The organism is Bradyrhizobium sp. CCBAU 21365, from assembly GCF_015291305.1.
Classification (GTDB): Bacteria; Pseudomonadota; Alphaproteobacteria; order Rhizobiales; family Xanthobacteraceae; genus Bradyrhizobium; species Bradyrhizobium elkanii.
In genome coordinates, this window is sequence record NZ_CP030036.1 from 3,234,874 (window position 1) to 3,255,687 (window position 20,814).

At 64.7% G+C, this 20,814-nt stretch carries 19 protein-coding genes; 14 read left to right on the plus strand and 5 right to left on the minus strand.

Translation table 11 applies throughout. The features are described 5' to 3' along the window. Window positions 1–97 precede the first annotated feature (97 nt). The 4 genes from XI02_RS14780 to XI02_RS14795 all read left to right on the plus strand — a co-directional run bounded on the left by XI02_RS14780 (window position 98) and on the right by XI02_RS14795 (window position 5,039). Window positions 98–1,801 (plus strand): IlvD/Edd family dehydratase, encoded by a 1,704-nt coding sequence (locus XI02_RS14780; RefSeq protein ID WP_172648251.1) that lies wholly within the window; start codon window positions 98–100, stop codon window positions 1,799–1,801. A 167-nt stretch (window positions 1,802–1,968) separates the two neighbouring features. Beyond that, window positions 1,969–2,970: a TRAP transporter substrate-binding protein gene (locus XI02_RS14785; RefSeq protein WP_018270476.1), complete on the plus strand. Its 1,002-nt coding sequence runs from the start codon at window positions 1,969–1,971 to the stop codon at window positions 2,968–2,970. A gap of 147 nt (window positions 2,971–3,117) precedes the next feature. Next, window positions 3,118–3,702, plus strand: coding sequence for a TRAP transporter small permease (locus tag XI02_RS14790; RefSeq protein WP_016842160.1), 585 nt, complete (start codon window positions 3,118–3,120; stop codon window positions 3,700–3,702). Next, complete coding sequence (locus tag XI02_RS14795) at window positions 3,699–5,039, plus strand: TRAP transporter large permease (protein ID WP_172648250.1); 1,341 nt, start codon at window positions 3,699–3,701, stop codon at window positions 5,037–5,039. Before XI02_RS14790 ends, XI02_RS14795 begins: the two co-directional genes overlap by 4 nt. A 16-nt stretch (window positions 5,040–5,055) precedes the next feature. Here the strand turns inward: XI02_RS14795 and XI02_RS14800 are convergent, their stop codons facing one another. Continuing rightward, window positions 5,056–5,850, minus strand: coding sequence for an enoyl-CoA hydratase/isomerase family protein (locus XI02_RS14800; protein WP_026192472.1), 795 nt, complete (start codon window positions 5,848–5,850; stop codon window positions 5,056–5,058). 251 nt (window positions 5,851–6,101) lie between these two features. Between XI02_RS14800 and XI02_RS14805 the strand changes: the two genes are divergently transcribed. Then, on the plus strand, window positions 6,102–7,319 hold the full coding sequence (locus XI02_RS14805) for an NAD(P)/FAD-dependent oxidoreductase (RefSeq protein ID WP_172648249.1): 1,218 nt from the start codon (window positions 6,102–6,104) through the stop codon (window positions 7,317–7,319). A 99-nt stretch (window positions 7,320–7,418) separates the two neighbouring features. Here XI02_RS14805 and rbsK read toward each other — a convergent pair whose 3' ends face one another. Beyond that, on the minus strand, window positions 7,419–8,354 hold the full coding sequence (rbsK, locus tag XI02_RS14810; RefSeq protein WP_172648248.1) for a ribokinase: 936 nt from the start codon (window positions 8,352–8,354) through the stop codon (window positions 7,419–7,421). Window positions 8,355–8,375: 21 nt separating this feature from the next. Next, window positions 8,376–9,269 (minus strand): sugar kinase, encoded by an 894-nt coding sequence (locus tag XI02_RS14815; protein ID WP_028331857.1) that lies wholly within the window; start codon window positions 9,267–9,269, stop codon window positions 8,376–8,378. A gap of 226 nt (window positions 9,270–9,495) precedes the next feature. On the opposite strand from XI02_RS14815, the gene XI02_RS14820 reads away from it, so the two are divergent. The 9 genes from XI02_RS14820 (at window position 9,496) to XI02_RS14860 (ending at window position 18,995) form a co-directional block, all read left to right on the plus strand. Then, the gene (locus XI02_RS14820; RefSeq protein ID WP_172648247.1) at window positions 9,496–10,344 is read left to right on the plus strand and encodes a VOC family protein; all 849 of its coding nucleotides are present in this window, start codon (window positions 9,496–9,498) and stop codon (window positions 10,342–10,344) included. A 246-nt stretch (window positions 10,345–10,590) separates the two neighbouring features. After that, window positions 10,591–11,247: a TetR/AcrR family transcriptional regulator gene (locus XI02_RS14825; protein ID WP_016842154.1), complete on the plus strand. Its 657-nt coding sequence runs from the start codon at window positions 10,591–10,593 to the stop codon at window positions 11,245–11,247. A 253-nt stretch (window positions 11,248–11,500) separates the two neighbouring features. Further along, on the plus strand, window positions 11,501–12,310 hold the full coding sequence (locus XI02_RS14830) for an ABC transporter permease (RefSeq protein ID WP_172648245.1): 810 nt from the start codon (window positions 11,501–11,503) through the stop codon (window positions 12,308–12,310). Between the two features lie 58 nt (window positions 12,311–12,368). Beyond that, on the plus strand, window positions 12,369–13,367 hold the full coding sequence (locus XI02_RS14835) for an ABC transporter substrate-binding protein (RefSeq protein WP_016842152.1): 999 nt from the start codon (window positions 12,369–12,371) through the stop codon (window positions 13,365–13,367). 124 nt (window positions 13,368–13,491) lie between these two features. Beyond that, window positions 13,492–14,340 (plus strand): ABC transporter ATP-binding protein, encoded by an 849-nt coding sequence (locus XI02_RS14840; protein ID WP_018270482.1) that lies wholly within the window; start codon window positions 13,492–13,494, stop codon window positions 14,338–14,340. Between the two features lie 14 nt (window positions 14,341–14,354). Beyond that, window positions 14,355–15,761, plus strand: coding sequence for a hypothetical protein (locus tag XI02_RS14845; RefSeq protein WP_172648244.1), 1,407 nt, complete (start codon window positions 14,355–14,357; stop codon window positions 15,759–15,761). Further along, window positions 15,758–16,909 (plus strand): Gfo/Idh/MocA family protein, encoded by a 1,152-nt coding sequence (locus XI02_RS14850; RefSeq protein ID WP_172648243.1) that lies wholly within the window; start codon window positions 15,758–15,760, stop codon window positions 16,907–16,909. The genes XI02_RS14845 and XI02_RS14850 overlap by 4 nt, the downstream gene beginning before the upstream one ends. A gap of 14 nt (window positions 16,910–16,923) precedes the next feature. Then, window positions 16,924–18,132 carry a dihydrodipicolinate synthase family protein gene (locus XI02_RS14855; RefSeq protein WP_172648242.1) on the plus strand — a complete coding sequence of 403 codons (1,209 nt, stop codon included), beginning with the start codon at window positions 16,924–16,926 and terminating at the stop codon, window positions 18,130–18,132. Then, on the plus strand, window positions 18,132–18,995 hold the full coding sequence (locus tag XI02_RS14860) for a sugar phosphate isomerase/epimerase (protein WP_172648241.1): 864 nt from the start codon (window positions 18,132–18,134) through the stop codon (window positions 18,993–18,995). Before XI02_RS14855 ends, XI02_RS14860 begins: the two co-directional genes overlap by 1 nt. Before the next feature lie 46 nt (window positions 18,996–19,041). On the opposite strand, the gene XI02_RS14865 is transcribed toward XI02_RS14860, so the two are convergent. Further along, window positions 19,042–19,671: a potassium channel family protein gene (locus tag XI02_RS14865; protein ID WP_240537048.1), complete on the minus strand. Its 630-nt coding sequence runs from the start codon at window positions 19,669–19,671 to the stop codon at window positions 19,042–19,044. A gap of 192 nt (window positions 19,672–19,863) precedes the next feature. After that, the gene (locus XI02_RS45375) at window positions 19,864–20,790 is read right to left on the minus strand and encodes a Spy/CpxP family protein refolding chaperone (RefSeq protein WP_244980715.1); all 927 of its coding nucleotides are present in this window, start codon (window positions 20,788–20,790) and stop codon (window positions 19,864–19,866) included. Between the last annotated feature and the right edge of the window lie 24 nt (window positions 20,791–20,814).

A 20,814-nucleotide genomic window follows, 5' to 3' on the forward strand; every position in this document is an offset into this window, starting at 1 on the left:
CCGCAGACCAGCCACCCGCCGCGACCGGATTATCTCATATTGACAATAATTCCTGCCGCTCCTTAAGTGCGGCCGAACAACCACGGGATAGAAGAAAATGGCCGACGGACTTCGCAAGGGACTGACAAGCTATGGTGACGCCGGCTTCTCGCTGTTCCTGCGCAAGGCCTTCATCAAGGCGATGGGCTATTCCGACGATGCGCTCAATCGCCCGATCGTCGGCATCACCAACACCTACAGCGACTACAATCCCTGCCACGGCAACGTGCCTGACATCATCGAGGCCGTGAAGCGCGGCGTGATGCTGTCGGGCGCGATGCCGTTCGTGTTCCCGACGATCTCGATCGCGGAGAGCTTTGCGCATCCGACCTCGATGTATCTGCGCAACCTGATGGCGATGGATACCGAGGAGATGATCCGCGCCCAGCCGATGGATGCGGTGATCGTGATCGGCGGCTGCGACAAGACCTTGCCGGCGCAGATCATGGCCGCGATCAGCGCCGATCTGCCGACGGTGGTGATTCCGGTCGGGCCCATGGTCGTTGGCCATCACAAGGGCGAGGTGCTCGGCGCCTGCACGGACTGCCGCAGACTGTGGGGCAAGTATCGCGCCGGCGAGATCGACGACAATGAGATCGAGGCGGTGAACGGCCGCCTTGCGCCTTCCGTGGGCACCTGCATGGTGATGGGCACTGCCTCCACCATGGCCTGCATCACCGAGGCGCTCGGCCTGTCGCTGCCGATGAGCGCGACGATCCCGGCGCCGCATGCCGAACGCTTCCGCTCTGCGGAGGCCAGCGGCCGCGTCGCCGCCGAGATGGCGAAGACCAAGGGACCGAAGCCGAGCGAGATCCTGACGCCATCCTCGTTCCGCAACGCCCAGGTCGTCATGCAGGCGATCGGCGGCTCGACCAACGGGCTGATCCATCTCACCGCCATCGCCAACCGCTCGCCGCACAAGATCGACCTCGAGGCATTCGACAAGCTGGGCCGCGAGGTTCCGGTGCTGGTCGACCTCAAGCCGTCGGGCGAACACTACATGGAGCATTTCCACCATGCCGGCGGCGTGCCGAAGCTGATGGCGCAACTCGGCGACCTCATCGATCTCGATGCCAAGACGATTACCGGTCAGACCTTGCGTGAGGTCGTCGCCAATGCCGAGGATGTTCCGGGGCAGGACGCGATCCGCTCCAAGGCGAACCCGATCAAGTCCGAAGGCGCAATGGCGATCCTGCACGGCAATCTCGCGCCGCGCGGTGCCGTGATCAAGCAGTCGGCGGCGAGCCCGAAACTATTGCAGCACATCGGCCGCGCTGTGGTGTTCGAGTCGGTCGAGGACATGACGCTGCGGGTCGATGATCCCGCGCTCGATGTGACCGCCGACGACGTGCTGGTGCTGCGCAATGCCGGCCCGAAGGGCGCGCCCGGCATGCCGGAGGCGGGTTACCTGCCGATCCCGAAGAAACTCGCGCGCGCCGGCGTGAAGGATATGGTCCGCATCTCCGATGCGCGGATGAGCGGCACCGCGTTCGGCACCATCGTGCTGCACATCACGCCGGAATCCGCCGTCGGCGGTCCGCTCGGGCTGGTGCGGAACGGCGACATGATCCGGCTCGATGTCGCCAAGCGCAGCATCGATCTTTTGGTCGACGAGGCCGAATTGCAGAAGCGCCGCGCCGCGCTCGCGCCGGCCGGTACGCCCGATTGGGCCAAGCGCGGCTACGCGCACCTTTTCAACGAAACCATCCTGCAGGCCGACGAGGGCTGCGATTTCGACTTCATGCGCGCCAAGGGGAAGTAGCAAGTCGCAAGTAGCCGGCGTCGTTCGGCCCGGTGGTCGAATTGTCGATAATTTCTGCGATGCGGCACTCAATAATACCTGCGGTCAGCTCGTTTCGCCCGTTTTATTGACAATCCCGCGCGACTGGTGGGATGATCTCCTCAATTAAAAACAGGGGGAACGTCGCGATGGGCTATTCAGCTGGGATCGTCGGGATTGCCGTGGCTGCGGCAGCGTTGCTGCTGCCGCCGCGTGCTGGCGCGCAGGAGGTCAAGCATTACCGCTTCGCGCACGATCAGCAGCTCAATACCGGATATAGCGTCGCCTACGACATGTTCTCCGCCAAGCTCAAGGAATTGAGCAAGGGGACCATGATCGTCGACCAGTATCCGGGAGCGCAGCTCGGACAGGAGCCGCAGCTGCTGCAGCTTGTGAAATCCGGAGACATTGAATTCGCCATCATCTCGTCGGCGAACACTGCAACCATCTCGCCGCAGGCCGGTGTGATGTCGCTGCACTTCCTGTTCCGCGACGCCAACCACGTGGTCAAGGCGCTTGCCGATCAGAAGGTGATCGATGCGATCAAGGCGATGATCGACGACACGTCGCAAGGCCTTCATGTCATCGCGACGGGCAGCCAAGGTGTGAGAAGCATCTATGCGAGGAAGGAAATCCACAATGTCAGCGACCTCAAGGGTGTAAAGATTCGCGTTCAGGCGACGGCTACGGAAGACACGATCTTCCCGGCTTACGCGGCGCAAACCGTCCATATGCCGTTCGGCAGCGTGTACACGTCATTGCAGACCGGCGTCGTCGATGCGGCGGAAAACAGCGTGAACGTTTACCTCGTCAACAAGCACTACGAAGTCGCGCCGGTGCTCTCGATGACCGAGCACGAGGCCAACAATGCGCTGCTGTTCGTCAGCGACAAGCTGTGGCAGAGCCTTTCAGCCGAGCAGAAGACCTGGGTGACGACGGCGGCCGCCGAGGTCAGCGCCAAGGAGCCGGCGAAGGCGTTCGAATTGGAGAAGAACGCGGCTGCAAAACTGAAGTCGTTCGGCGTCAAGGTGGTCGAGGACGTCGACAAGAAGAGCTTTACCGCGATCGCCGATCCCTATCTCGACAAGCTCGCCAAGGATCTCGGGCCACATGCGGAGAAGATCAAGAATTTGATCCGCGCGGTCAACTAGACAAGCGTCGTCCCGGCGAAGGCCGGGACCCATACGCTGCGGCTCGTCCATTGAAGCACCGGGCCGCCGTTCTTTCTCAAAGCATCAGGCGCCGGTGGTTATGGGTCCCGGCCTTCGCCGGGACGACATACGAGGACGGAGCATTCGATGGCCATCGCCGACACGCTGGTGCTGCAACGGCAGCGGCATCTGAAATGGCGGGCGCTCGACCGGCTCGAGCTGATCCTGATGATGCTGTGCGGCTTGCTGTGCTTCGGCTTCTCGCTGTCGGTGACCGCAGATATCGTCACCCGCACCATCGGTCACCCCTGGCTGTGGCTGCAGGAGGTGACCTCGACGCTGTTCATCTACGCGATCTTCATCGGGGCCGCGGTCGCGACACGGCGCAACGACCATCTCTATCTCACCGCGATCTCCGAAGCGCTGCATGGCAGGTCGCGGCTGCTCGTGGAGATCGTCATCCGTCTGGTGGTGCTGGGCGTCGCCCTTTGCCTGGTGTGGTACGGCTATCAAAATTACCTCCGCGGCTTCGGCAGCTTCCGCCTGCCGTCGGGTACGCCGATCGCCTCGCTCTATGCGGTGATCCCGCTCTCCGGAATCCTGATCGGTCTGTTCACGATCGAGCAGCTCGTCAACGGCATCCGCAACGGCTTTGACCATCCGGAGCCGCCGGATGACGACCTTCCGATTCCTGCGATCGACACCCGCGCGACGACGGGAGTTCAGCCGTGAGCGCCCCGGTCGTGCTTGCGCTGATGTCGTTCTGCTTCCTGTTCTTCGGCTATCTCGGCGTGCCCGTGCCGTTCTCGCTGATGGCCGGCGTGTTCGTCGGCGCAGTGCTATCAGACGTCTCGCTGGCGGCGATCATCCAGAAGATCTTCGACGGCGTCGATTCCGAGGCGCTGCTTGCGATCCCGTTCTTCCTCCTGGTCGGCGAGCTCATGAGCTCGGCAAATGTCGTGGTCCGCATCGCCAATCTGTCGGTCTCGCTGGTCGGTCACATCAGGGGCGGGCTGTCGCAGGTCGTTGTCGTCTTCAGCATGTTCTTCTCGGAGATGTCGGGCTCGACCACCGCCGACGTCGCGGTCATGAGCCGGGCGCTCGGCGGGCCGATGCGGCGGGAAGGGTATGAGCCGGCCTTCATCGCCGCGATCATCGCCTCGGCCTCGACGATCGCAGCGCTGGTGCCGCCGAGCATCACGGCGGTGGTCTATGGTGCGGTCGGCAATGTCTCGATCGCCGGGCTGTTCATGGCCGGCGTGGTGCCCGGGCTGATGATCGGCTTCGGGCTGATGATCTATTGCTACTTCTTCGGGCCCTCGGGCCTGCGCAAGCCGCGCGCGCCGCTGCGCCAGGTTGTGTTCGCCGCCGGTGACGCGGCGCTCCCGATGATGATCCCGGTGATCCTGCTCGGCGGCATCCTGACCGGCTGGTTCACGCCGACCGAGGCCGGGGTCGTTGCGGTCGCCTACATCATCATCGTGGTGATCCCGGCGCTGAACCGCGGGCACCTGAAGAAGATCCCGTACGACTTCTGTCTGGCCGGCCTGATCTTCTCGCTGCCGCTGATCACGATCGGCGCGGCGAACGCGTTCGGCTGGATGCTGGCCTATCTGCGCGGCGCGATCTACATCGCCGACTGGATCACCTCGATCGCCGGCAACGACCCACACCTCATCATGCTCCTGATGGTGCTGCTGTTCACCGTGGTCGGCGACTTCATCGAGCCGGTGCCGACCATCATCATCTTCATGCCGCTGGTCAACGCGCTGACCCAGGCCGGCGACATCAACGGCGTGCATATGGGCGTGGTGCTGATCGCAACGCTGGCGTTCGGCCTGATCACGCCGCCCTACGGGCTCGTGCTGCTGATGGCCTCGAAATTCGTCGGCATCAGTTTTGCAAAAGCGTTGCGGGCGGCGCTGCCGATCTATGTCGTGTTCCTGCTCACGATCTGCTTCACGATCTATTTTCCGAAGGTCGTGCTGTGGCTCCCCAAGCAGGTGATCCCGGAATCGATCGGCTGCTTCAAGGCACCCGGCGGCACCGGCTATATCTGTCCGAACTAGCCGATCCGTCGCGGGCCTACTTCGACTTGCTGGTGAACTTCTTCACGGCGACGCGGAAATCGTCGGTATGCATCGCCGTGATGATCTTGTGTTCCTCGGCGTCGAGCTGCTGCTTGGTCGGCGTGGTGGCGGCCTGATAGACCAGTGACTTGGTCCCAGCTATTGCGGCGGGCGGATTTTGCGCCAGGCGCTCGGCGAGTTGCCGGGTGGCCGCCTTCAACTCGGCCGCGGGGACGGTCTTGACGACGAGACCCCATTCATAGGCCTGCTGCGCGGTGAATCCATCCTCGGCGAGGAAAATCTGCAGCGCGCGGCGGGTACCGACCGTGCCGACGATGCCGACCGTGCTGCCGCCATCCGGCGACACGCCGATCTTGGCATAGGCGGGCGTGAAGCGGGCATCGTCTGCGGCGATACACAGGTCGGTCACGAACGCGAGGCCCATGCCGGCGCCCGCCGCCGAACCATGCACGCTGGATAACACGATCTTCGGCATCCGCCGGACGGTCTCGATGAAGGCATGGTAGTGGTGAAGCATCTCGCCGACCACGGGGGCGACATTGTTGGCTTCGGTCGCAGCGCCGATGGTCTGCAGATCGCCGCCGGCGCAGAAGGCGCGGCCTTCGCCCTCGATGACCAGCACGCGAATGTCCTTGTTGGCTTCGACCTCGGCGCTGAGTTGCTCGAGCTTTTTGGCGATCGTCATGTCGATCGCGTTGAACGCGGCCGGCCGGTTCAGCGTGATGGTCGCGATGGCGCCGTCGATGCGGAGCAAGGCGGGGTCGTTGGCGGAGGGGGCGGGTGCTGGCATATTGAAGACCTTGGGCTTGTTGGTTCCGCATATTTAAGGCCTTGGCGGGAGCCGTGGCAATCCGGCCCGGCGGCCGGGGGGGGCGCCCAGAATCGCCTGGGACCCCCTTGCGTCCGCGCGAGCCATGAGGCCAAATGGCACGCGCCTTCGGTACGCAGACACGAGCGCTGTGGGGACGGGGCAAGCAAGCTAACATCGACAAGAGGAAACGGCATGGGTCGCTCCTGCTCGCGCGTATTTGGGTTGTTCCGATGACGGGCTCGGTCATCATCGTGGGCGCCGGACACGCCGGCTTCCAGCTCGCGGCGTCGCTGCGCCAGGCCGGCTTCGCCGAACGCATCGCCCTGATCAATGATGAAGGCCATTTGCCGTATCAGCGGCCGCCACTGTCGAAGGCCTATCTGAAGGGGACCGGCGGGCCCGAGACCCTGATGTTCCGGCCCGACAAGTTCTACCAGGACAACAAGATCGAGCTGATCACCGATCGCGCCCATGCGATCGACCGCAATGCGCGGAAAGTGGCGCTCGCCTCCGGCGCATCGCTCGACTACGGCCATCTGGTGTTCGCGACCGGCGCGCGGAACCGGCTGCTGGATATCCCCAACGCCAGGCTCGATGCAGTCCGCTACCTGCGCATCCTGGATGAGAGCCAGGCGCTGCGCGACTTGATCGCGCCCGGCATGCGCGTCGTCGTGATCGGCGCGGGCTTCATCGGGCTCGAATTCGCCGCCACCGCGCGGGCCAAGGGCCTCGGGGTCGACGTGGTCGAACTCGCCTCCCGCGTGATGGCGCGGGCGGTAACCGCGGAGATTTCCGAGTTCTCGCAATCCCGGCACAGCGCGGCCGGCATCCGGATTCACCTCGGGGTGCAGGTCACGGCGATCGAGGCCGATGGCGGCAAGGTTACCGGCGTCAGCCTGAGCAACGGCACGCATATCCCGGCCGATCTCGTCGTGGTCGGTGTCGGCGTGCTGCCGAATGTCGAGCTTGCCGCGGAGGCCGGCCTGCCGGTGGCATCCGGCATCATCGTCGACGAGCATCTTCTGACCGCCGATCCGAACGTCTCCGCGATCGGCGATTGCGCGCTCTATACCAGCAAACGCTTCGGCGGATCGCTGCGGCTGGAGTCGGTGCAGAACGCGACCGACCATGCGCGCTGCGTGGCGTCGCGGCTGACCGGCAAGACCGAGGTCTATGACGGCCTGCCGTGGTTCTGGAGCGATCAGGGCCCCGACAAGCTGCAGATGGCGGGTCTCACCACCGGCTACGACCGCGTCGTGGTGCGCGGCGACCGCGCGCAGGGCGCGTTCTCGGCGTTCTGCTACCGCGGCGACAAACTGCTCGGCATCGAATCGGTCAACCGCGCCGGCGATCACATGTTCGGCCGCCGGCTGCTCGGCGCCGGCGGCTCGATCACCCCGGAGCAGGCGGCGGATGCGAGCTTTGATCTGAAGAGTGCGCTTTCCTAACAACCTCGTCGTCCCGGCGAAAGCCGGGACCCATACTCCGCGGCGGGTCTAGTGAACGGGACTAGTCGTTCCAGCGCCGCAAACAATTGACATTTGTGGTTATGGGTCCCGGCCTTCGCCGGGACGACGTGGGGAGAGAGCGTCCTCGACCTCCTGCGCCGTCGGCATCGACGGCGCGGCTCCCATCCGTTGCACGCAAATCGAGGCCGCAGCGTTGGCGTAGGCCAGGGCGTCGCCGAGCGGCTTGCCGATGGCAAGCTGTGAGGCGAGAGCGCCGACGAAGCAATCGCCGGCGCCTGTGGTGTCGACGGCCTTGACCTCGCGTCCCGGCACGAGCAGCGGCTGGTTGTCGACCAGCGCCAGCACGCCACGCTTTCCGAGCGTGACGCAAACGATCCTGCCTTGCCCCAAGGTCCGGGCCGCCTCGGAGAAGCGCTCCGGCGTGTCGCTGTCTCGCAGCTCCGTGCCAGTCAGGTAGCCGAGTTCGGTCTCGTTCATAACGAGGATGTCGACGAGATCGAGCAGAGCCTTGTCGGCCTGTTTTGCAGGTGCCGGATTAAGGATCGTGGTGGCGCCGACGACGCGGGCGCGCCGGAAGAAGGCAGCGATCGCCGGCAGCGGGATCTCGAACTGGCTGACCGCGACGTCGCCTCTTACGAAATCAGGTGAGGCGACGTCACGGGCACTGACCAGCCCGTTGGCGCCCGGCACGACGACGATCGTGTTGTCGGCATTGGCGAGCGTGATGATCGCCGTGCCTGAATGGGTGCGGCTCGTAGTCTTGACGCAGGAGAGATCGACGCCTTGCGCGACAAGGAACGCTCGCAGCTCCTTGCCAAACGCATCAATGCCGAGCCGGCCGACAAGCGTGGTCGGGACGCCGAGCTTGGCCGAAGCCACCGCCTGGTTGGCGCCCTTGCCTCCGGGAAAATACAGCACGGTCTCGCCGGCGACGGTTTCGCCGATCCGCGGATGGCGCTCGGCGGTCGCCACCACGTCCATATTGATGCTGCCGGCGACGAAGACGTGCCTCATGACTAGCCCCGTTCACCGATATCAGGCCTCGGCGCGAAATTCCTGCTTGACCGCTGCGATGTCGGCGAGTGTCGGCAAGCCGGCCTCGTTGCCGAGCTTCTGGATCTTGAAGGTCGAGGCTGCACGCGCGAACTTGAAGTGCTCATGCCAGCCTTTGCTCGGGTTCGAAAGGTAAGAGTAGATGTAGGCGCCGTGGAAGACGTCGCCGGCGCCGTTGGTGTCGATCACGCGCGCGCGCGGGATCGGGAAAGCCGGCAGCGTGCGCACCGTGCCGGCCTCGTCATACCAGAGCAGGCCGCGCTCGCCCATGGTGACGCCGCCGACCTTGCAGCCGCGGCCCTTGAGATAGTCGAGCATCTGCTCCGGCGTCTTGTCCATCTGCTCGCACAGCCGTTCGGCGACGATCGCAATGTCGATGAATGCGAGCAGCTCGTGGGTGTTGGTGCGCAGGCCGCCGCCGTCGAGCGAGGTCAGGATGCCGTCCTCGCGGCACAGCTTCGCATAATGGATCGCGGCGTCCGGCTGGTGGCCGTCGATGTGCAACGCGCGGCAGCCCTTGATGTTCAGCAGCGGAAAGGGGTGGATGTGCTGGTCGTCGCGGCAGCGGACGATGGCGCGCTTGCCGTCGTTCGGCATGATGAAGGACAGCGAGGAGGAGTTGACCTTGCGGGGGTGGAACGAGATGCCGTACCTGTCGGCCATGTCCCAGAACATCCGTCCCAGCCAGTCATTGGCCATGGTGGCGATCAGGTCCGGCGGGACGCCGAGCTTGGCGCAGCAGAATGCTGCGGTCACGGCGTTGCCGCCGAACGACACCGCATAGGCGTCGGCGACGTGCTTTTCGTCGCCGACGGGCATGTGATCCGTGATGAAGGTGACGTCGATATAGGTCTGTCCGATGAAGAGAGCCTGCATTCGCTTTCCGTCGTGGCTTGGTGTGGTCCCGGCCGGCGGTTCCAGACTAGCATTGCTGATCGGCCGATATAGCTGAAATTATTCGCAACCCTGCCTGGTTTACAGGTAGAGGTGATGATTGCGCCGGGCCGTTCTCGCATGCGGCATAACGGCCGGCGGCAGTCCGTGGTTCCGGGTTGGGTCAAGGGAGAAACACAATGACGGCAGATTCGGGGAGGTTGCAGCCATGATTACCGGTCTCGATCACGTCGTCGTCCTGACCGGCGACATCGCGGCTGCCAGCGCGGCCTACGAGACGCTGTTCGCGCGGACGCCCTCCTGGCGCTACAGCGGCGGCGGCGCGGACCGCATGCTGTTCACGCTCGACAACACCACGCTGGAATTGGTGGCGCCGCGCGGCGACGATGATGCAGCCCAGCGTGTCCGCAGCGCGCTAGCCACCCAGGGCGAGGGGCTTGCGAGCCTCTGCTTCCGCACCAGCGATATCGCGAAGACACACCGCAGGCTCGATCGGCTGACGCTGAAGCCCGAACCCATCACTGAAGTCGAAAGCCGCGACGAGACCAGTGGCGTCGTGCTGTCTTGGAAGCGGACCCGCGCTGCGACCGATGCGACGCGCGGCGTGCGCATGTTCTTCCTGGAGCGCGCGCAGGAGCGGCCGCTGTCGGTCCGCACCACGACCGCATCGATCACCGCGATGGATCACGTGGTGGTTTCGACCGCCGATCCGGAACGCGCCGCCGCGCTCTATGGCGCGCGGCTCGGCCTCGACATGGCGCTCGACCGGTCGCATCCGGAGTGGGGCCGGCTGATGTTCTTTCGCTGCGGCGACCTCGTGGTCGAGGTCACGCACCGGCCGGGCAAATCGGAGACGGACGCGCCGGACCGGCTGCGCGGCATCTGCTGGCGCGTCGCCGACATCGATGCCACACGTGCGCGGCTGATTGCCGCTGGCGTCGACGTCTCCGAGGTCCGCACCGGCCGCAAGACCGGCACGCGCGTGATGACGGTGCGCAACGGCACATGCGGTGTGCCGACGCTTCTGGTGCAGCCGTCACAGGGAAAGCCGGACTAGGCTGCGTCTCATCCGCGGGTCGTCCCGGCAGTGCGTGTTTTGAGTTTCTCGTCATTCCCCGGTGCGCAATTGCGCACCGGGGAATGACGAGGAGGGTGGTTGCGAGAAATATTCCCGCACAAGCATCACGACAACATTCGTTCTCAAACGTCGCGCGTCATGCTACATTCACCAACCCAGCATCACCGGGCGATCGATTTGGCCAAGGCAAAGCGAATACAGAGATGGCAGCGCGACCCCCAGGGGATGCGGCTGCGGATTCTCGAGGCCGCAAAGCAGGAATTCGCCGCCCATGGCCTCGCCGGCGCGCGGGTCGACCGCATCGCGGCCAACGCCGGCGCCAACAAGCGCATGCTGTACTACCACGTCGGCAACAAGGAGGATCTTTATCTCGAGGTGCTGGAAGGCGCCTATGAGAAGATCCGCGCCGAGGAGCGCACCCTCGATCTCGAGCATCTCGATCCGCCCGAGGCGATCGGACGCCTGATCGACTTCACGTGGAACTATTTTCTGCGCAATCCCGAGTTCCTGGCACTGCTGAACACGGAAAACCTCGCCAAGGCAAAACACCTGAAGCGATCGACCAAGGTCAAGTCGATGCACTCGCCCTTTGTCGAGATGATCCGCACCGTGGTGACGCGCGGGGTCGAGAGCGGCGATTTCCGAGTCGCGGTCGATCCGGTGCAGCTCTACATCTCGATCGCCGGGCTGGCGTTCTTCTATCTCTCCAACAGCGCCACGCTGAGCGTGATCTTCGGCCGCGACCTCTTGAAGAAGGACGCCCGCGACGAGCGCCTCGAGCACATGACCGCGCTGGTGCTGGCGGCGCTGACCGGCAAGTCGACGGCAGCATTCGGCGGAGCGATGCCGGCGCTGAAGTCGATGGAACACCGCGTGGTGTGAGGCGGCGCGTTCGCGCTTATTGCCAATGGTGTCTTGTAGCCCGGATGAAGCGCAGCGCAATCCGGGGCAGCTTTATCCGTAGACACTCCGGGCTCCGGATTACGCTCCGCTGCATCCGGGCTACGGACCATAGAATTCTCGCCTGACGAAAGTAGCGTATTTCGGTGCGATTTTGCCGCGCGCTTGGGCTGGACAGTATTTATCCAACGGGTTAATTTCTGAACGGACAGAGAGACTGCAAAGGGAGCGTGACGTGGCGGAGGCAAAGAGCCCTTCGGGCCTGTCGAAGGTGCTGAATGCGGCGTGGGTACGTCCGTTCCTGTTCTTGGTCGTCATCGTGGCGGCCTGGGATCTCGCGATCCGCTTGTTCCATATTCCGGCCTACCAAATTCCCTCGCCCGGCGACGTCGTGGCGGTGCTCTGGAGCGACTGGCCGGAGCTGCTGCGGCAGTCCTGGCCGACCACCTATGCAACGATTTGCGGCTTCCTGCTCTCGGCGCTGTTCGGCATTCCCGTCGCGATGCTGATCGCGGGTTCGAAGACGGTCGAGAGCTACGTTTATCCGCTGCTGGTGTTCTCCCAGTCCGTGCCGAAGATCGCGATCGCGCCGCTGTTCGTGGTGTGGCTCGGCTTCGGCATCATCCCCAAGGTGATCTCCGCGTTCCTGCTCGGCTTCTTCCCCGTGGTGGTCTCGGCGGTGCAGGGCTTCAAGTCGGTCGACCCTGACATGGTCGATCTGGCGCGCGCGATGCAGGGTAGCCGCTTCCAGGTGTTCCGCGCGGTCAACCTGCCGCACGCGATGCCCGCGATCTTTTCCGGCCTGAAAGTCTCGGTGACGCTCGCCGTGGTCGGCGCCGTCGTCGGAGAGTTCGTCGGCTCCAATTCCGGCATCGGCTACGTGATGCAGCGCTCGATCGGCACCTTCGACCTGCCGACGATGTTCGCCGCGCTGGTGATCCTTGCGCTGCTCGGCGTCATCCTGTTCTGGATCGTCGACCGCATCGAGCGGCTGGTGATCCCCTGGCACGTCAGCCAGCGCGACGACATCATCTTCGCTTCCTAGCGCAGCAACCGGACAAGCGGTCCACGCAAGGACCGCGGACAATAAAGGGAGAACAACCATGAAGCGTTTGATTGCGGTCGCGGGTGCCGCGCTCGCCTGGACCGCACTAGCGGTGGCACCGGTGTCCGCGGCCGACAAGGTCGTGCTGATGCTGAACTGGTACGTCTATGGCGAGCACGCGCCGTTCTATTACGGCAAGGCCAAGGGCATCTACGCCACTGAGGGCATCGACCTCGAGATCCAGGAAGGCCGCGGTTCGGCGGCGACCACGCAGGCGGTGGCGGCCAAGACCGCCGATTTCGGCTATGTCGACGTGCCCACGATGATGCGCGCCGCGGTGAAGGGCGCGCCCGTGATCGCCACCGGCGTGCTGCTGCAGACCAGCCCGATGTCGGCGATGAGCCTTGCCGACAAGAACATCAGGAAGCCGGAGGACATCAAGGGCAAGACGGTCGCGATCACGCCGGCGGATTCGATGACGCAGATCTGGCCGCTGTTCCTGAAGAAGACCGGCCTCAGGGAAAGCGATTTCAACACCGTCGCCGGCGACGGCCAGACCAAGCTCAACGCCGTGATCAACGGCCAGGCCGACCTGCTGCTCGGCTACGTCATGGACCAGTCGATGAAGATCAAGGATGCCACCGGCAAGGACGTCTATCCGATCAAGTTCGCCGACTACGGCATCAACATGGTGTCGTCGGGGATCATCGCGAACTCCGACTATGTGAAGGCCAATGCCGACCTGGTCCGCCGCTTCATGTCGGCGACGACAAAGGCGGTGGAAGCCGCGGAGAAGGACCCCAAGGCCGCCGCGCAGACGATCCTCGACGCCAACCCGAAGGGCGGCAAGATCGACACGTTGACGCAAGGCTTCGAGCTGACGATCCCGCTTTATCGCACGGCGGAGACCAGGACCAGGCGGCCGTTCCAGGTCACCGACCAGAACATGACCGAGTCGGTCAATTTGATGGTCGAGTATGGCGGCCTCGACGCCAAGGCCAAGGCCAATCCGAAGGCGTTCTACACCAACGACTATCTGCCGAAGGGCGATTCGTGACTGCAACAGGCACCATCATTCCGGGGCGATGCGAAGCATCGAACCCGGAATCTCGAGATTCCGGGTCTGGTCCTTCGGACCATTCCGGAATGACAGCAATCTATGTCCCTGCGGACCGGGCAGAATGAACCCAGCGACCAAGCCAATAGCCGACGTCCAGCCCGCCGCGCATCTGCGTCTGGTGTCGGACCGCGCGGCCGGTGCCACGCCGGGCATCAAGCTGTCGGGCGTGTCGAAGACCTACCGGTCGCGCGACGGCGATGTGCCGTCGCTGCGGCCGCTCGACTTCACCATCAATGACGGCGAGTTCTTCGTCGTGGTCGGGCCCTCCGGCTGCGGCAAGTCCACGCTGCTCAAGATGATCTCGGGCCTGCTGCCGCCGACGACGGGCGAGGTGCTGGTCGACGGCGAGCCGGTGACCAGGCCGCACGGCAATGTCGGCATCGTGTTCCAGAACGCGCTGCTGCTGCCGTGGCGCAACATCCTCTCCAACGTGATGCTGCCGATCGACATGAAGCAGCTGCCGCGGGACAAATATCTTGCCCGCGCCAAGGACCTGCTGAAGCTGGTCGGCCTCGAAGGTTTCGAGAAGAAGCTGCCCTGGCAGCTGTCCGGCGGCATGCAGCAGCGCGCCTCGATCTGCCGCGCGCTGGTGCACGATCCGAAGATCATGCTGATGGACGAGCCGTTCGGCGCGCTCGACGCCATGACGCGCGAGCGGATGAACGTCGAATTGATGCGGATCCAGCGCGAGACCGGCAAGACGGTCTTGCTGATCACGCACTCGATTCCCGAGGCCGTGTTCCTCGCCGACCGCGTGCTCGTGATGACCGAGCGGCCCGGCGCGATCGCCGCGATCTACGACGTGCCGATGCCGCGGCCGCGCTCGCTCGAGACGATGTCCGATCCTGTCTTCAACGAACTGGTGCAGCGGATCCGGAAGCATTTCTTCACCCAGGGGTCGCTGGACTAACACCCGAGCCTTCAATGCCGCTTCGCCTCAAAGTCAACGACATCGCGTTCTTCGAACGGCCGCTGGTGTTCGCCCGGCCGTTCCGCTTCGGCGCGGTGACGATCACCGCGTCGACGCAGATGTTCGCTCGGGTCGAGATCGAGGTAGAGGGAAAGGGTCGCGCCACCGGCGCCGGCGCCGAGATGCTGGCGCCGAAATGGTTCGACAAGCGGCCGCATCTGACCGAAGCGCAGTCGCTCGACGGCTTGCGCCGCTCGCTTGCGGTTGCACGCGAGCTCTATCTTGCGAACAGGGGTTTTGAGACCGCGTTCGGCCTCCATGCCGAACGTATCGGCCCGCAGGTTGCGGCCTGCGCTGCCGAAGACATTCCGCCGCTCGCCGCCGGCTTCGGCCCGGCCGAGATCGACAAGGCGATCCTGGATGCGCTGCTCCGCGCCGCCGGCGCGAATTTCTTCGACGGCATGGCCGGCAATATTGCCGGCATCGACGCGCGGCTGACGCCGGATGTCGACGATGCCGCGATTGCGCGGTTCCTTTCTACACGCAAACGGCTCGAGCGGGTCGCCGTCAGGCACACGGTCGGAATGGACGACAAGGTTGAAGGCGAGGGCGGCGTCGCCGACCGCAACGAGAATGCCGGTGCGCGCTATTTCAAGCTCAAGCTGAACGGCGATCCTGCGCATGACGCGGCGCGGCTGGCGCGGATCGGCAGCGAGCTCGCGAAGCTGCCTTACGCAACCAGGATCACGCTCGACGCCAACGAGCAATATGCCGATCTTGCCGCGCTGAACACGCTGGTCGACCGGCTCGACCATGACGCGGCGTTGCAGCCGATCAGGGCAAACCTGCTCTATATCGAGCAGCCGATGCCGCGCGATATCACAAGAGCCTCGCCGCTCGGGAAACTGGCGGCGCACGGCTTCATCATCGACGAGGCCGACGATTGCTATGATGCATTCCCGCAGGCGCGCGCGCTCGGCTATCGCGGCATCTCCTCCAAATCGTGCAAGGGCATCTATAAGTCGATCGTCAACGCCACCCGCGCGGCGGCGTGGAGCGCTGAGAGCGGCGGCTATTTCATCAGCGGCGAGGACCTGACCTGCCAGGCCGGGCTCGGCGTGCAGCAGGACCTCGCGCTCGGTGCGCTGATCGGCGTCACCCATGCCGAGCGCAACGGGCACCATTATGTCGATGGCTTTGCCGATACGCCGGCTGACGAGGCCGACGCCTTCCTCACCGCGCATCCCGATCTCTACACGCGCGCGGGCGGCAAGGTCCGCCTCGCGATCCATGACGGCGATCTGCTGACCGGATCGATCGCCGCCGCGCCGGGCTTTGCCAGTTCGGTCCATCCGGACTGGTCCACCATGCAGCCGCTCAAGCGGCCAACACCACGCGTTTCGCAGGAGCAGACAGTATGACGACCAAGCGCCTCGGCCTGATCATGAACGGCGTCACCGGCCGGATGGGGCTCAACCAGCATCTGATCCGCTCGATCGTCGCGATCCGCGAGCAGGGCGGCGTGCAGCTCGCGAACGGCGACCGCGTCATGCCCGATCCGATCCTGGTCGGCCGCGATGCCGAGAAGGTCGGCGCGTTGGCAAAGCGCTACAACATCGAACGTCACACCACCGATCTCGATCGTGCACTCGCCGACAAGGGCGACACCGTGTTCTTCGACGCCGCCACCACGCAGGCGCGGCCCTCGTTGCTGACCAAGGCGATCAATGCCGGCAAGCATGTCTATTGCGAGAAGCCGATCGCGACCAATCTCGAAGAGGCTGTTGCGGTCGTGAAGCTCGCCAATGCCAAGGGCCTCAAGCACGGCACGGTGCAGGACAAGCTGTTCCTGCCGGGCCTGAAGAAGCTCGCTTTCCTGCGCGACTCCGGTTTCTTCGGCCGCATGCTCTCGGTGCGCGGCGAGTTCGGCTACTGGGTGTTCGAGGGCGGCTGGCAGGAAGCGCAGCGGCCGTCGTGGAATTACCGCGCCGAGGACGGCGGCGGCATCATCCTCGACATGGTCTGCCACTGGCGCTACGTGCTCGACAATCTGTTCGGCGAAGTCGAGAGCGTGACCTGCCTCGGCACGACTGACATCCCCGAGCGCTATGACGAGAAGGGCAAGAAATACCAGGCGACCGCCGATGATTCCGCCTACGCCACCTTCCGCCTGAAGGGCGGCGTCATCGCGCACATCAACATGAGCTGGGTGACGCGCGTCTACCGCGACGACCTCGTCACCTTCCAGGTCGACGGCACCCATGGCTCGGCGGTGGCGGGCCTCACCGACTGCGCGATCCAGGCACGTCAGGCGACCCCGCGGCCGGTATGGAATCCGGACGAGAAGCGGATGCACGATTTCTATGCCGACTGGCAGAAGCTGCCTGAGAACGTCGTTTACGACAACGGCTTCAAGGAGCAGTGGGAGATGTTCATCCGCCATGTCTGCGAGGATGCGCCCTACAAATACACCCTGCTCGAAGGCGCCAAGGGCGTGCAACTCGCCGAATGCGCGCTGAAGAGCTGGAAGGAGCGGCGCTGGATCGACGTCGCCCCGATATCGGTCTGAGAAAGGACCTTGCCATGAACAAGCCCGTCCTGCCCAAGCCTGCCCTGACAGAGTCATCCCTGTCGCTGAAACTGCCGACCGCCGATGGCGGCCTCGAGACCTATCGCCTCGCGGCGTCGCGGACCTTTCCGGCGAAGCTCGAGGGTACGCTGAACCGCGTGGCGTTCTCGGCCGCGCATGTGGTGGCCGATCCGCGCGCCGACGTCGATCCCTGGTTGGCCGCGGCGATCGACTGGGACAAGACGATCGCGTTTCGCGAGCACGTCTGGGACCTCGGCCTCGGCGTCGCTGAAGCCATGGACACGGCGCAGCGCGGCATGGGGCTGGACTGGGCGACCTCGCTCGAACTGATCCAGCGCTCGGTGCAGGCGGCGAAGGCCAAAGGCAATGCACTGGTGTTCTCCGGCGCCGGCACCGACCATCTCGCGGTCGAGGACGCCAGGTCGATCGACGATGTGATCCGTGCCTATGAGGAGCAGATCGCGGCAGTGGAGAAGGCCGGCGGTCGCATCATCCTGATGGCCTCGCGCGCTTTGGCAAAGCTCGGCAAGAGCGCTGACGACTACGCCAGGGTCTACGACCGCGTGCTGTCGCAGGTTCGTGAGCCCGTGATCATCCACTGGCTCGGCGACATGTTCGATCCCGCGCTATCGGGTTACTGGGGCACGGCCGATCTCGACAAGGCGATGGATACGGCGGTTGCGATCATCAACGCCAATCCGTCCAAGGTCGATGGCGTCAAGGTCTCGCTGCTCGACAAGCAGCGCGAGATCGACATGCGGCGCCGGCTCGATTCGCGCGTGAAGATGTATACCGGCGACGACTTCAACTATGCGGAGCTGATCGCCGGCGACGACAAGGGATTTTCTCACGCGCTGCTCGGCATCTTCGATGCCATCGCCCCGGCAGCGTCCTATGCGCTGTCGCGGCTCGCCGCGGGCGATGAGGCCGGCTTCCACGATGTGCTTGGACCTACGGTGCCGTTGTCGCGCCATATCTTCAAGGCGCCGACGCGCTTCTACAAGACAGGCATCGTGTTCATGGCCTATCTCAACGGGCACCAGGATCACTTCACCATGGTCGGCGGGCAGGAGAGCGCACGCTCGATCTTGCATCTTGCCGAGCTGTTCCGGCTCGCCGACAAGGCCGGGCTGCTCGCCAATCCGGAAGCCGCGACGCGGCGGATGGCGACGATCCTGGCCACCCGTGGCATCGACGCCTGATGCGCGATTTCTCCAATGACCACCGCTGGCTGTCGCTGAACACGGCGACCGTTCGCAAGCAGGGCGATCTCATCGCCATCGTCGAGGCCTGCGCGCGCCATGGCATCCGCGCCATCGATCCCTGGCGCGACCAGGTCGCAGCCGTCGGCCTCGATCGCGCCGTCCGCGCGGTCAGGGATGCCGGGCTCGATCTGTCGGGCTATTGCCGCGGCGGCATGTTCACGGCAGATGGCGCGCATCGCGGCGAGGCGCGCGACGACAATCGCCGCGCGGTCGACGAGGCGGCGGCACTCGGCGCCTCCTGCATCGTGCTGGTGGTCGGCGGCCTGCCGCAATATTCTCGGCCGGGCAGCGCGGATTCGAAGGACATCGCGGCCGCGCGCCATCAGGTGCACGACGGCATCGCCGAGATGCTGGATTATGCGAAGCTGGCAAAGCTGCCGCTAGCGATCGAGCCGCTGCATCCGGCCTATGCCGCCGACCGCGCCTGCGTGAACACCACGAAGCATGCGCTCGATATCTGCGACGCGCTCGATCCCGGCAGAACCGGCGCGATCGGCGTCGCGCTCGACGTCTATCACATCTGGTGGGATCCGGAGCTGATGGGCCAGATCGCGCGCGCCGGCCAGGATCGCCTGCTTGCGTTCCACGTCTGCGACTGGCTGGTGCCGACCAAGGACATCCTCAACGACCGCGGCATGATGGGTGACGGCGTCATCGACATCAGATCGGTGCGCGCCGCCGTCGAGGCGCAGGGCTTTGCCGGGTATTCGGAGATCGAGATTTTCTCGAACGACTGGTGGGGCCGTCCGCTGGACGAAGTGCTGCGAACCTGCATCGAGCGGCACCGGACGGTGGTTTAGGACGCCGTCAGGTGGGCACGGCGCTTCATGCGCGCCTCGTGCCTCATCAGGACTCTTCGTTGCGGTGCTCGATCTCCAGCGTGACGAGGCGCGCCAGCAGCGTTGCCGGATAGAGCTGGCCGAAGATCGCCTCGAGATTGCACAGGCTCCGCGCGATCGGATGCAGCGGGGCGACGTCGCCATAACCTGTCGTCGTGAGCGTGGCGAAGCTGAAATAGAGGACGCGGCTCGCCAGCGTCGGGCTGTCTTCCACCTTCATGCCGGGAAATGCGTCAGGCCTCAGCGTGCCGACAAAGGTGTAGAGCGCCGCGAAGATCACGGCGACCGTAAGATAGAGCAGGACCGCGCCGATCACACGGTGATAGGTGACGCGGCCTGGCGCGAACGTCGCGCGCGCCACCGTCACGGCCATGGTGAGGCCGACGAGCAGCCAGGATCCGGCGAACAGGTTGAGATCGAAAATTGAAGGTGAGCGTAGTCTCAGGATTCCGCCCGTGACGATCATGACGAGCGCGACCAGCATCGTGACGACCGCCAGCGCGCTGCCTGACATCAGGAAGACGCCGCCGACCAGGACCAGCGCGAGCAGGAGTTCAAAAATCTGGAATTCGAACAGGCCCAACGCCTGTAACGGCGCCACCACGAAAATCATGACCACGAGCAGGACAGTGAGCACTGTCAATAAGGAATCGCCCCAGCGCTCGCGTAGCTCGCCAGTGCTCATCCAGCCGCGCTTCATTCCCGCCCCGTCATTCGGCATTGCATCAGGACGCCGGTAGCAGACATTGCTGCGCGCCGGCCGCAAAGGCAAGATGGGGGACTGGCATTCCGTGGCGCACCCGGCGATCCGGATCGCCGGCCGGCCGTCTCAGGGGCTCGCAACCCGCTGCAGCGTGTTGAAGCGAGCTTTCTGCTCGCTGCTCAGCATCGTATAGAACTCATCCAGTGCAGGCTCGATCAGCTTCGCGGCCTTTTGCATGGCCTCGAGCCGGTGCTGCATCGCCTCCAGCCGGCCGACCGGCGTCAGCGGCACGTCGTTCGGACAGGCCGCCTGCAGGTCCGCGATGGCTTTTGTGGTCGCATCGCTCAGGCGGTCGAGCGCTTCCTTTTGCTTGCCCGCCGGATGAAGCGAGGCCGCGATCCGGTTGATCGGCAGGTGGGCCAGGTCGGATTTCGAATCGCCGCAATTGCCGGCTTGCGCGGTCGCCTCCTGCTGTTGCGGCGAACGCTCGCCGACATGTGGACCAAGCGCATTGAAGCGGGCCTGCTGCTCGTCGCTGAGCGAGCTGTAGAAATTCTCCAGCGCCGGCCGCACGATCTTGATCGCCTCGAGCGTCGCGCTGATGCGGTTCTCCATCGACCGCAGGCGGCCGGTGGGCGTCATGGCATAGCTGTCCGTGCAGGAGTCCTTGAAGATGTCGGCGGCCTTTGCCGCTGATGTCTTCAACTCGTCGAGCAACGCCCGCTGCTGCTGGTCCGGCCGTACCGCCCGCGCGATGTCGGCAAGCGGCCAGGCCGTGACGCCCTTGTCTGGCTCGCCGCAGAGCTGCTTGAGTGCCTGCGGGCTCGTGTCGGTGCGCTGACGGGACCGATCGCGACCCGCGGTCGCCCGATAGTCGCCAGGGTTGGTGCTGGCATAGGCGGAGTAGGGAGTGTTGGTGTCCCAGAACACGGTGTCGACGAAGTCGTCATAGGCGTAGGCCCAATAGCCGGGCTCGTAGGCATAGGACCAGAACGTGTAGTCAAAGATGTCCGAATAGGCGTAAGGCCAGAACACCGGCCCAAGCCACGCCACGAAGGCAGCGTGGCTGCCGCGTCG